The following is an 11741-nucleotide window of genomic DNA, read 5'->3' on the forward strand; positions in this document are numbered from 1 at the left end:
ACGATGTCACGGAGCCCGGGAGGCCGGCCGAGCCGTGAAAGAACTCTTTCTCCGGCGGCTCGACGGGCCCTCGGCCCCGCCATGATGAGTGAGGGCCTGACTTCGTTGCTCCGCAACCTCGTCACGGAGAGAAGGAATCAAAGTGACCGACGACGTAAAGTATCGTGACTACCTCGAACTGGACGCGCTGCTGTCCCTCCAGAAGCCCCGCGCCGCGGAATCCGTGGAAATGAGATCGACGGTTCTTTCGGAGCAGTTCTTCATCATCGCGCACCAGGCGAGCGAACTGTGGCTCAGGCAGATCCTCTCCGACCTCGAAGCCGTCGTGGACGTCATGACGACGAGCGACGACACGTCCGAGGCGGAATGGATCGTCGATCTGCTGCAGCGCGCCGGGGAACTCGTCCGCCTGCTGAACACCCAGCTGACCGCGCTGGACCGGCTGCCGCTCGGCGACTTCGCCACGTTCCGCACGCTGCTGGGCACGGCGAGCGGCGCGCAGTCGGAGCAGTTCCACCGGCTGGCCCACCTGATCGGCGACGCCACGACGGAGGGGCCGCTGTACCAGGCGTTCGCCGCGTGGGTGGCCAGGTCGGGACACTCGGTCGCCGACCTGGCCCGGCAGGGCATCGACGCCGGCATCCACTACCGCGTCATCGAGGCGCTGCTCGACGTGGGCAACGGCTACTGGCGATGGCAGGTGAGCCACATCAGCCTGATCACGAGGGTGCTGGGCCCGCACGCCGGAACCGGCGGCACCTCGGGAGCCGACTACCTGGTCAATCGCTGCACCCTCCCCTTCGCCGAGCTGCGCGAGCTGCGCAGCCACGCGCACGTCGGTCTCAGCGTCACGGGCTCGTGACCCCGGGTGGCGCCGGTCACGCCACCCGCCACCGCGCCGCCGGCGGCGCCTGCTAGAGGGGTTCGAGGACGAAGCCGCGTCCCCAGACGTTGCGCACCGCGAGCCCGACGATCTGCAGGCGCCGGCGGAGCCGCATGACGTGCAGGTCCAGTGCGTTGCTGGACGAGCTGGAGCCGGAGTTCTTGAGGATCTCCCGCAGTTCGGTGCGGTAGATGATCTGTCCGTAGCGCGCGACCAGCGGCGCGAGCATCTCGCACTGCGTCAGGGAGAGCGTGACGGACGAGTCCTCGAAGTAGAGGATGCCGGTCGGGTCCACCACGGGCTTGGACTTGAGAACGGCCCGATGGGCCAACTGCCTCAGCCGGGCCTGGAGGTCCTCCTGCACGATGGGGGGCCGTACCCAGTCCTCGTAGAGGCTCAGCTGCTCCGGCGGCGAGGCTCCGTGCTCGACCACCAGGAGGCAGAGATGCCCCCGGGCCTTGCACTGCTCGCGGATGTTCCTTTCCGCCGGCCAGCGGACGAATGTGACCCGGTTCTTCACATCAGCATGCACAGCTGCCCCCCAGTGACCTCACCCCGTTGACGTCACCCATCAGGCGGGACACTCCTCCGCCGACGGGCCGCCGTGCGCCGCCATCGCGTCCCGCAGGCTCTTCGGGCGCATGTCCGTCCAGTTGCGTTCGATGTAGTCGACGGTCTCGGCGCGGACGGCCGGGCCGTAGACGACCCGCCAGCCGGCCGGCACCGCGACCTTTTCCGGCCATAACGAGTACTGCTCCTCGTCGTTGCACAGCGCCAGAAATTCCGCGCTATCGTCCTCGAATGAATGAGGCATCAATTCAGACCTTTCTCGATCCGAAACAGTGAAAGCGACCCGGTGACCGTCGGACATTTCCCGCCGCCGCGCCCCCCGGGAAGCGTTGTCGACATTAGCAGCGGGGACCTTGACAAGGCAGCTTCACTCCGCATTCGTCCGTGTGCGTTTTACCTATTGACAATCGAGCCATGATCATCTCGGCGGGTCGGAGAGCGGACCCCCGGCGCTCCCGGACCCGGTCCGGAAGGCCCCGGTCCGCGGCGAAAGGAACGGGCAAGAGTTCGGACAGTGGCCGGTCTGCGCCTGTCATGCTCGGCCAATGACGCAGTCCGCTCTCGAATTCCGTTCCCTGGATCTGACCGATCCGGCCACATTTGTGGAGAACGACGTCCACGAGTTCTGGCGCGCGGTGCGTGCCGAACGCCCCGTCTACTGGCACGAACCCACCGAGCGGCACCCCGGCTTCTGGGTGGTGTCCCGGTACGCCGACATCCAGGAGCTCTACCGGGACGGGCCGCTGACCTCCGTCCGGGGCAACGTCCTCGACGTCGTGCTGCGCCGTGACGACTCCGCCGGCGGCAGCATGCTGGCGGTCACCGACGGCCCGCGTCACCGGCAGCTCCGCAACCTGCTCTTCAGCGCGTTCACCCCGCGCGGGCTCGGCCCGGTCGTGGAGAAGGTCCAGCGGCGCGCGCACCGGCTGGTGTCGGAGGTCGTGGGGCTGGACTCGTTCGACTTCGCCGCCTCGGTGGCCGAGCGCATCCCGATGAACACCATCTGCGATCTGCTGGCCGTCCCGTCCGAGGACCGCGAGAGCCTCCTGGGGTGGAGCAAGATGGCCCTGTCCTCGGGCCACGCGGACGGCACCGACCTCGACGCGCTCGGCGCCCGCAACGAGATCGTCCTCTACTTCATGGAACTGGCCCAGGAGCGACGGGACTCCCCCGGCGACGACGTCGTCAGCATGCTCGCCGCGGCCGAGATCGACGACCGGCCGCTCTCCCTCGACGAGATCGCCGTCAACTGCTACAGCCTCATCCTCGGCGGCGACGAGACCTCCCGGATCTCGGCGATCTGCGCGGTGCTCGCCCTCATCGAGAACCCCGGCGAGTGGCAGGCACTGAAGAGCGGAGAGGTCTCCCTCGACTCGGCGGTCGAGGAGATCATCCGCTGGTCGACCCCGGGCATCCACCTGGCCCGCACCGCCGTCCGGGACTTCGAACTGCACGGCCGGCGGATCCGCGAGGGCGACATCGTCACCCTGTGGAACATCTCGGCCAACAACGACGAGTCGGTGTTCCACGAACCGCGCCGCTTCACCCTGTCCCGCTCCCCCAACCGGCACCTGTCGTTCGGTCACGGCCCCCACTACTGCCTGGGCGCCTACCTCGGCCGGGCGGAGCTCCGGGCGCTGCTCGCCGCCCTGGTGGACCAGGTCGACCGGATGGAGCTGCGCGGCACGCCCCACCGTCTCTACTCCAACTTCCTCACCGGGTACGAGAGCCTGCCGGTTCACTTCGCGCCCAGGTGAGGACGCGCTCAGCCGCACTCGGCCGGACACCGTCCGAGGACGATCACGACCCCCATCAAGAGGTGACAATGAAGAAGAACATCTGTGTGATCGGCGCGGGTCCCTCCGGCCTGGTCACGGTGAAGGAACTGCTCGACGAGGGGCACACCGTCACCTGCTTCGACCGCAGCACGGAGATCGGCGGCGTGTTCCGCTCCGGCATCGGTGCCGACGAGGCGGGCGCCTACGACTCGACGATGCTGACGATCTCCAACTACATGATGACGTTCTCCAGCTTCCCCCCGCCGGAGGGACAGGAGCGGCTGTTCTGGTCGGCCGGCGAATACCGGCGCTACCTGCAGGACTTCGCCGAGAAGTTCGGTGTCACCCCCACGATCCGCGGCGGCGTGGACGTCCTGGGCATCACCAGGAACGACGACGGCGGCTACACCGTGGAGGTCGAGCCGACGGACGCCCCCACGGAGCGGACCTCGCACCGCTTCGACGCGGTCGTCATCGCCACCGGCACCCACCGGGTCCCCAACTACGTGGACCTGCCCGGCCAGGAGGACTTCGCCGGCGAGATCGTGCACTCGGCCCACTACCGCAACGCCGAGCGCTTCCGCGGCAGACGCGTCCTGTGCATAGGCATCGGCGAGACGGCCGCGGACGTCGTCAACGAGATCGCCCAGGTGGCGGACGCCTGCACGCTGTCGGTGCGGCGCTACCAGCCCATCGTCGAGCGGTACCCCGGAGGCGGTCCGCACACCAACGACGCCTTCACCTCGCACCTGCTGCACTCGGTCCCGCTGGCCGCGGCCGGCGCGTTCATGCGGATGGGCATGCGGCGGAACAAGAGCCGGGGCAAGACGGGCGCCGCCCGGGCGGTGGCCGCCTGGAACGCGAAGAACCGGCACTTCTTCCACCACTTCCTGACCAAGAACGAGGCGTTCGTCCACCGGATCGTCGACGGCAGCCTCTCCGTCAACGCGACGGGCATCGAGCGTCTGGGGAAGGACTACGTCCTCTTCAAGGACGGCCGGCGCGAGAAGATCGACACGATCATGCTCAACACCGGGTACATCGAGGACTTCGGCATCGTGAAGGACGCCGACGTCACCGACGTGCGACGGCTGTACAAGCACATGATCCACCCGAAGCTCGGCACCGGCGTCGTCTTCATCGGCTGGGCCCGCCCGGCCGCCGGCGGCGTCCCGGCCTGCTCCGAGATGCAGGCCCGCTACTTCGCCCAGCTGTGCAGCGGCCGGATGAAGCTGCCGGACCCCGTCCGGCTCCAGGGGCTCATCGAGCGCCAGGCGTCGTACGAGAACGAGGTGTTCCACGGCAACCCGCACCTGCGGACCCTGGTCCACTACAACCACTTCATGATCGACTTCGCGAAGGTGCTCGGCTGCTCCCCCTGGCGCCCGGCCGTCCTCCTCCGCCCGGCGCTGGCGTACCGGCTGTGGGTCGGCTCCCAGATGCCGCACATCTACCGCCTGTTCGGTCCCCACAGCGACCCCCGGACGGCGCGCAGGGCCATCATGGGCGTGCCGATCGCGTTCACCTTCCCGCAGGCCCTCGCCGCCACGGCGGTCAGCGGCGTCTCGCGGCTGCTCATCGCGGCCGGCCTGATGAAGGCGGACCCGAAGTACTGACCGGACAGCCGCACGCCGGGAGAGTCACCCGAGGACTCTCCCGGCGTGCGGCCCCGGGCCGGGCGGACTACCCCGCCCGGCGCTCGGCGTGCAGGGCCTTCAGCGCCTTCTTGTCGACCTTGCCCACCGGAGTGCGCGGCAGGTCGGGCACCACGACCATCTGGTCGGGCAGCTTGTACGAGGCCAGGCCGCGGGCCCGGATGTGCTCCCGGACCGTGCGCACCGTGAACCGCTCCGCCTCGGCGTCCACCCCGCCGCGCAGGACGACGAACACGCAGACCCGCTCGTCGGCCTCGTCGTCCGGGATGCCCACCACCGCGGTGTCCAGGACCAGCGGGTGGGTCAGGACGTGACCCTCCACCTCCTCGGCCGAGACCTTCTCGCCCAGGTGGTGGATGATGTCCTTCAGCCGGCCCTCGATGACGACGTCGCCGTCCTCGGTCATCCGCGCGAGGTCACCGGTGCGGTAGAAGCCGTCCGGGGTGAACGAGCGGCGGTTGTGCTCCGGGGCGGCGAAGTAGCCGCGGATCGTGTACGGCCCGCGGGTGAGCAGTTCGCCCGTCTCGCCGGCCGGGAGGTCCCGGTCGTCGGCGTCCACGATCCTGATCTCGTCGTCCGGGCACACGGGCTTGCCCTCCGTGCCGAACACGACCTCCAGCGGATCGTCCGGGCGGGTGTGGGTGATCAGCCCCTCGCCGATGCCGTACACGTTGAGGATGCGGCACCCCAGGCTGTCGCTCACCCGCTCCGCCGCGGCCGGACCGAACTTCGAGCTGCCGACCTGGATGGTCATGCCCTTCATGTCGACCGGCGTGCTGAGCGCCGCCTCCGCCCACAGCAGCGCCAGCGCGGGCACCAGCGTGGTGAGGGTGACGCCCTCCCGCTCGATGAGCGGGAAGACGTGGTCGGGGCTCGGCGTCGCGGCGAGGACGGCCTTCCCGCCGAGGACCAGCGCGCCCAGCGCGCCGGGGCAGCCGAGCGCGGCGTTGTGCGGCACCGGGTTCGCGGCGAGGTAGACGCCGTCCTCGTCGAACTCCACGACCCGGGCGCACGCCTCGATGTTGTACGCGTAGTCGTCGTGGGTACGGGGGATCAGCTTCGGCACGCCGGTCGTTCCGCCCGACAGCAGCAGCAGCGCCACGTCGGACGCGTCGACCGGAGCCAGCTCCCGCGCCCCGGAACGGGCGAGCTCGGCCAGCGGCGTGAACTCCTCCGCCTCGCCCGCGATCACCACGTGCCGCAGGCCCGGCGCCTCGCGGCGGACCTCGCGGGCCAGCCCGCGGAAGTCGAACCCCTGCAGCCGGTCGGGACCGACGTACGCCACCGCGTCCGAGGAGCGCACCAGGTGCAGGATCTCCTCGCGGCGGTGTCCGGGCAGCGCCATCACCGGGATCGCGCCGATGCCGAACAGGGCCAGCACCGTGGTCAGGAAGCCGATCCGGTTCGGCAGGTGCACCACCACGCGGTCGTGGCGGGCGACGCCGAGGTCGAGGAGGCCGGCCGCGACCCGGTCGGCCTCGGCGAGCAGTTCCGCGTAGCTGAGCCGGCCCGTGGCGTCGACGGCGGCGATCTTCTCCGGGTGGCGCGCGGCGCGGTCGGCCACCAGCTGCCGCAGGGACCGGCCGCGCCAGTATCCGGCGCGGCGGTAGCGATCGGCGTATTCGGGGGGCCAGGGCACGAACCCGTCCAGCATGTGTCCTCCTAGTGTCCGACACCCCCAGGTTCGGCCAGGACCCCGGCGGCCGTGTCAGGCCCGACAGAGCTTTGACAGATTGCGGAGGAGGGCAGCGGGCTTTCGGTCAAGCTCGGGGTGTGAATGGCATGAGAACGCATGACCGAGGTTCGTTGCGGCTCCTCAACGACGTGGAGACCGCGGCCGTCCGACTGGTGTGCCTGCCCCACTCCGGTGGTTCGGCGGCGACCTTCCGTGCCTGGTCGGCGGCGGTGCCCGCGCACACGCAGCTGATCGCCGCGCAGTACCCCGGCCACGCGGACCGGATCGCCGACGCGCCCGCCGACAGCGTGGAGGAGCTGGCGGCCCAGGTCGCGGAGGACCTGCTGCGGCTGGATCCCGCCACGCCCTGCGCCCTGTTCGGCCACAGCCTGGGCGCGCTGGTCGCGTACGAGACCGCGCGGGTCATGCAGGCCCGCGGCGCCGGACCCCGGTGGCTCTTCGTCTCGGGGGCACCCGCGCCGGAGCTGGCCGGGGGCGGCACCACCCACCGGTCGGACGACGAGGACCTGTGGCAGTCGCTGCGGCGACTCGGCGGGATCGAGCCCGAGGTGGCGGAGAACGACGAGCTGCGGGACCTGCTGCTGCCGGTGCTCCGCGCGGACATCCGGCTGAGCGAGACGTACCGGCCCGCGCCCCCGCGCGCACCGCTGGACTGCCGGGTCCGCGGCTACCGCACCACCGGGGACCCGCTGGTGGACGCCGCCGGGCTCGACGCCTGGGCCTCGGTGTGCGCCGGCCCGTTCAGCACCCGCCAATGGCCCGGCGGACACTTCTGGTTCGTCGAGGACCCGACCGAACTGGTCGGGGACATCGCCGCGGTCCTCACCGGGAGCGAGGTGCTCCGGTGACGCTGGACGGAACGTCCGTGGTGGTCACCGGCGCGGCCACCGGCATCGGACTCGGCATCACCGAGTGCCTGCTGAAGGCGGGCGCCCGGGTCACGGTCGTCGGGCGCCGCGAGGAGCCGCTGCGCGACCTGGCGCAGCGGTACGGCGACGCCGTCGCGGTGGTGGTCGAGGACGTGTCCGCGCCGGGCGCCGCGGAGCGGATCGTGGCGACGGCGGTCGACGGCTTCGGCCGGCTCGACGCCGTGGTCAACAACGCGGGCCTGGCCCGCTTCGGACTGCTCGACGCCATCGACCCCGCGGAGCTCGACGCGATGTTCGCCGTCAACGTCCGCGCGCCCGCCGAACTGATCCGCTGCGCGCTGCCGCAGCTGCGGGCGAACCACGGCGGCGTCGTCAACATCTCGTCGGTCGGCGGTGCCCTCTCCATGCCGGGGCGCTCCTTCTACGGCGCGACCAAGGCGGCCGTCAACAGCCTGACGCGTTCGCTGGCCCGGGAGCTGGCCCCCGACGTGCGGGTGAACGCCATCCTGCCCGGCCCGGTGGACACCCCGATGTGGAACGAGACCGGCCTGGACGAGGCGGCCACGGAGCGCATGCGCGTCGACCTCCTCGCCTCGACCCCGCTGGGCAGGTTCGGGGACGGCGCCGACATCGGCCGGTGGGTGTGCTCGCTGCTCGACCCGGAGCTGTCGGGCTGGGTCACCGGAGCCCTGATACCCGTCGACGGCGGCCGCACCGCATGACGTCACGGGCGATTTCTACGAACTGTCAACGGAGCAAAGGTGGTACGTCGCATGAGTCCTGACATCCTGTCAGCGGCCGGATCCATTCCGTCGTCCTGTCTCCACCGCATCTTCCGGGCCGCGGAGACGCGGGTGGAGCAGACCGGCGTCGACGTGGTGAAGCTGCACGTCGGCGATCCCTACTTCGACCCGTCCGGCGACGTCGCCGACGCCTTCGTCGACGCGGTACGGCGCGGGGACACCAAGTACACCGGCGTGGAGGGCCTGCCCGAGCTGCGCGCGGCCCTGGTGGAGAAGCTCCGCGTGGACAACGGCGTGGACAGCGCCGTCTCCCGGCTGCTGATCTCGCCCGGCTCGTGCCAGGGCCTGGCCGCCCTGCTGCAGTCGCTCGCCGAGCCCGGCGCGGAGATCCTGCTGCCGGAACTGCACTGGCCGGTGCACCTGCAGCAGAGCGTGCTGGCCGGCTTCCGGCCGGTGCTGTACCCGCTCGGGGAGGGCTTCCGCCCCGACCCCGAGACGATCGCGGCCGCCGCGACGCCGCGCACCCGGGTGCTGCTGATCAACTCGCCGGCCAATCCGACCGGCGTCGTCCTGGACCGCGACGAGCTCGGCGCCCTGGTGGACCTGGCCCGCGAGCGCGGCTGGCACGTCATCAGCGACGAGGCGTACGAACACTTCCTCTACGACGGCGAGCACGTCTCGACCGCCTCCCTCGAACGCGACCTGCCGGTGGAAGAGCGCATCGTGCACAGCGTCTTCAGCTTCTCGAAGAGCTTCGCGATGACCGGCTACCGGCTGGGCTGCGTGGCGCTGGCCAACGAGCGGGCCGCGGACGTCATGAAGGTCACCCAGGAGGCCAACATCATCGGCACGTCGACCCCGGTGCAGTACGCGGGCATCGCCGCGCTGGGGAGCCGGTCCGAGTCGACGGCGCTCAACCGCAAGCTGGTGCAGCGGAACCGGGACGTGGCGCTGGCGCCGCTGGTCGAGGCGGGCCTGCTGAGCGAGCTGCCGGCCGGCGGGTGGTACGCCATGCTGGACGTGGCCCGGACCGGCCTGGACGCCGAGACGTTCGCGACCCGGCTCCTGGAGAGCAAGGGCGTCGCCGTGGTGCCCGGCAACGGCTTCGCGATGCGCCCCGAGGTCGACGACATGGGCCGGATCACCTCCCACGACTACGCGCCCTGGGCGAAGCACCTGGTGCGGATCGCGTTCTGCGTGGATCCCGACGCCCTGGAGACCGGGGTGCGCGCAATTCTGGAGTTCGTCGACGAGTGCAACGGGAAGTGAGCATCATGGCCAAGAGTGTTGTCATCGTCGGTGGCGGAACCGCGGGCTGGATGACGGCCGCCTATCTGAAGGCGACCTTCAGCGACCGGCTCTCGGTGACCCTCGTCGAGTCGAAGAACGTTCCGACCGTCGGGGTGGGCGAGGCGTCCTTCAGCACCATCCGGCACTACTTCGCCTATCTCGGCCTCGCGGAGAGCGACTGGATGCCGGAGTGCCACGGCACCTACAAGCTGGCGATCCGCTACGACAACTGGCGGGAGAAGGGGCACCACTTCTACCACCCCTTCGAGCGGCCGCGCGTCGTGGAGGGCGTCTCCCTCGCCGACTGGTGGCTGCAGAAGCGGCCCAGCGCGGACTACGACCGGGACTGCTCGGTGATCGCCGCGCTGTGCGAGGCCAAGCGCTCGCCGCGGCTGCTGGGCGGCGGCCTCCTGGGGCTCGACGCCGGCACGCAGCGGGAGGCCGAGGAGGCGGCCCGCTCCACGATGGCCGAGCAGACGGCCCAGTTCCCCTACGCGTACCAGTTCGACGCGACGCTGCTGGCCCGGTTCCTCACCCGGTACGGCACGGAGCGCGGGGTCCGCCACGTGCTCGACGACGTGGTCGACTCCGCGGTGGACGAGAACGGCGACATCACGCACGTCCGCACCAAGGAGCACGGCGACCTCACGGGCGACCTCTTCATCGACTGCACCGGCTTCCGCGGCATGCTGCTCAACCAGCGGCTGAACGTGCCGTTCGTGTCGTACCAGGACACCCTGCCGAACGACAGCGCGGTCGCGCTCCGGGTCCCGATGGAGATGTCCGACCAGGGCATGGGCCCGTACACCCGGGCGAGCGCCCAGGACGCCGGCTGGATCTGGACGATCCCGCTGGTGGGCCGGATCGGCACCGGTTACGTGTACGCCAGCGACTACTGCACCCCGGAGGAGGCCGAGCGCACCCTCCGCGCGTACGTGGGCCCGAAGGCCGACGACCTGACCGCCAACCACATCAAGATGCGGATCGGCCGGAGCGAGAACTCCTGGGTCAACAACTGCGTCGCGATCGGCCTCTCCAGCGGCTTCGTCGAGCCGCTCGAGTCCACCGGCATCTTCTTCATCCAGAACGCGATCGAGCAGCTGGTGAAGCACTTCCCCGGCGGCCGCGACGACGACCGGCTGCGCGCGTCGTACAACCGGCAGGTGGCCAACGTCATGGACGGCGTGCGGGAGTTCCTCGTCCTGCACTACGTCGCCGCCAAGCGCGCCGACAACGCCTACTGGCGCGACGCCAAGACCCGCACCATGCCGGACGCGCTGGCCGAGCGGATCGAGCAGTGGAAGGTGAAGCTGCCGGACCCGGACACCGTCTTCCCGTACTACCACGGCTTCGAGCCGTACTCGTACACCGCGATGATCCTGGGCCTCGGCGGTCTCGACGTCCAGCCGCTGCCCGCCCTCGCGATGATGGACGACCTCGCCGCGGCCAAGGAACTGCGACTGGTCCGCGACCAGGCCGCGTCGCTCGTCGACCGGCTGCCGAGCCACTGGGAGTACCTGTCGCACGTGCACGACCTGACGGGAACGCGTTCCTGACCTGCCCATCCGACGGAGAAGGAGGCCCTCCAGATGCCGGATTCCCAGTCGGGCACCGCCCTGCGCGCACCGGTCGACCCGCAGACGTTCCGGTCCCTCATGACGGCGCATCCGGCGGGCGTCACGATCGTGACCACGGTCGCGGCGGACGGCCGGCCGTGGGGCATGACGTGCTCGTCGCTGTGCAGCGTCAGCCTGGAACCGCCGACCCTGCTGGTGTGCCTGCGGGAGGGGAGCCCGACGCTGGCGGCTCTCCTCCAGGTGTCGGCGTTCTCCGTCAACCTGCTCCACGAGGGGGCCGGCCCGGTGGCGGACCTCTTCGCCTCGGGCGCTCCGGACCGCTTCGACCGGGTCAGGTGGACCCCGGAGGCCGAGTCGGGACTCCCGCACCTGATCGAGGACGCCCACACGATCGCGGACTGCCGGGTCAGTGACACCCGGCAGGTCGGCGACCACGTGGTGGTCTTCGGCGAGGTGGTCCGGGTGGGCGGCCGGTCGAACCGGGCGGCGGCCCCGCTGCTGTACGGCATGCGCCGGTACGGATCGCTCCAGGCCCATCCCGGATAGGGGCGGGGGCCGCCCGCCGCCCCGCCCCCCATGAACGAGGGGTCTGTGAGCCGCGCCCCCCCCAACCCCCCCGCGGTCGTGGGGGAGGGTCCGGACCCCGCGTTGAGGGGGGCCCCCGCCCCCGGGGGGCGCGA

The 11741-nt window shown here is 70.7% G+C and carries 11 protein-coding genes; 8 read left to right on the top strand and 3 right to left on the bottom strand.

Annotated elements, in window-relative coordinates:
• Window positions 1-142: 142 nt before the first annotated feature.
• A complete protein-coding gene (locus ACFW1I_RS24585; RefSeq protein ID WP_384673630.1) occupies window positions 143-862 on the top strand; it encodes a tryptophan 2,3-dioxygenase family protein in 720 nt (239 codons plus the stop codon).
• A 52-nt stretch (window positions 863-914) separates the two neighbouring features.
• Here the strand turns inward: ACFW1I_RS24585 and ACFW1I_RS24590 are convergent, their stop codons facing one another.
• Both ACFW1I_RS24590 and ACFW1I_RS24595 read right to left on the bottom strand, forming a co-directional pair.
• A complete protein-coding gene (locus ACFW1I_RS24590; protein WP_384673632.1) occupies window positions 915-1415 on the bottom strand; it encodes a winged helix-turn-helix domain-containing protein in 501 nt (166 codons plus the stop codon).
• Between the two features lie 39 nt (window positions 1416-1454).
• On the bottom strand, window positions 1455-1697 hold the full coding sequence (locus tag ACFW1I_RS24595; RefSeq protein ID WP_384673635.1) for an MbtH family protein: 243 nt from the start codon (window positions 1695-1697) through the stop codon (window positions 1455-1457).
• A gap of 301 nt (window positions 1698-1998) precedes the next feature.
• On the opposite strand from ACFW1I_RS24595, the gene ACFW1I_RS24600 reads away from it, so the two are divergent.
• Window positions 1999-3210 (top strand): cytochrome P450, encoded by a 1212-nt coding sequence (locus tag ACFW1I_RS24600; protein ID WP_384673638.1) that lies wholly within the window; start codon window positions 1999-2001, stop codon window positions 3208-3210.
• Window positions 3211-3278: 68 nt separating this feature from the next.
• On the top strand, window positions 3279-4847 hold the full coding sequence (locus ACFW1I_RS24605; RefSeq protein ID WP_384673641.1) for a flavin-containing monooxygenase: 1569 nt from the start codon (window positions 3279-3281) through the stop codon (window positions 4845-4847).
• Window positions 4848-4914: 67 nt separating this feature from the next.
• Here the strand turns inward: ACFW1I_RS24605 and ACFW1I_RS24610 are convergent, their stop codons facing one another.
• Window positions 4915-6540: a (2,3-dihydroxybenzoyl)adenylate synthase gene (locus tag ACFW1I_RS24610; RefSeq protein ID WP_384673644.1), complete on the bottom strand. Its 1626-nt coding sequence runs from the start codon at window positions 6538-6540 to the stop codon at window positions 4915-4917.
• Window positions 6541-6668: 128 nt separating this feature from the next.
• Between ACFW1I_RS24610 and ACFW1I_RS24615 the strand changes: the two genes are divergently transcribed.
• Genes ACFW1I_RS24615 through ACFW1I_RS24635 form a run of 5 tightly spaced genes read left to right on the top strand, consistent with a single transcriptional unit; the run spans window position 6669 to window position 11607 of the window.
• A complete protein-coding gene (locus ACFW1I_RS24615; protein WP_384673647.1) occupies window positions 6669-7430 on the top strand; it encodes a thioesterase II family protein in 762 nt (253 codons plus the stop codon).
• The gene (locus ACFW1I_RS24620) at window positions 7427-8173 is read left to right on the top strand and encodes an SDR family NAD(P)-dependent oxidoreductase (protein ID WP_384673649.1); all 747 of its coding nucleotides are present in this window, start codon (window positions 7427-7429) and stop codon (window positions 8171-8173) included. Before ACFW1I_RS24615 ends, ACFW1I_RS24620 begins: the two co-directional genes overlap by 4 nt.
• A 51-nt stretch (window positions 8174-8224) precedes the next feature.
• Window positions 8225-9463 (top strand): pyridoxal phosphate-dependent aminotransferase, encoded by a 1239-nt coding sequence (locus tag ACFW1I_RS24625; RefSeq protein ID WP_384673651.1) that lies wholly within the window; start codon window positions 8225-8227, stop codon window positions 9461-9463.
• Between the two features lie 5 nt (window positions 9464-9468).
• Window positions 9469-11040, top strand: coding sequence for a tryptophan halogenase family protein (locus tag ACFW1I_RS24630; protein WP_384673654.1), 1572 nt, complete (start codon window positions 9469-9471; stop codon window positions 11038-11040).
• Between the two features lie 33 nt (window positions 11041-11073).
• Complete coding sequence (locus ACFW1I_RS24635) at window positions 11074-11607, top strand: flavin reductase family protein (protein WP_384673657.1); 534 nt, start codon at window positions 11074-11076, stop codon at window positions 11605-11607.
• The last annotated feature ends 134 nt before the right edge of the window (window positions 11608-11741 follow it).

Origin of the sequence: Streptomyces sp. NPDC058955 (assembly GCF_042741435.1) — a bacterium.
Taxonomy (GTDB): Bacteria; Actinomycetota; Actinomycetes; order Streptomycetales; family Streptomycetaceae; genus Streptomyces.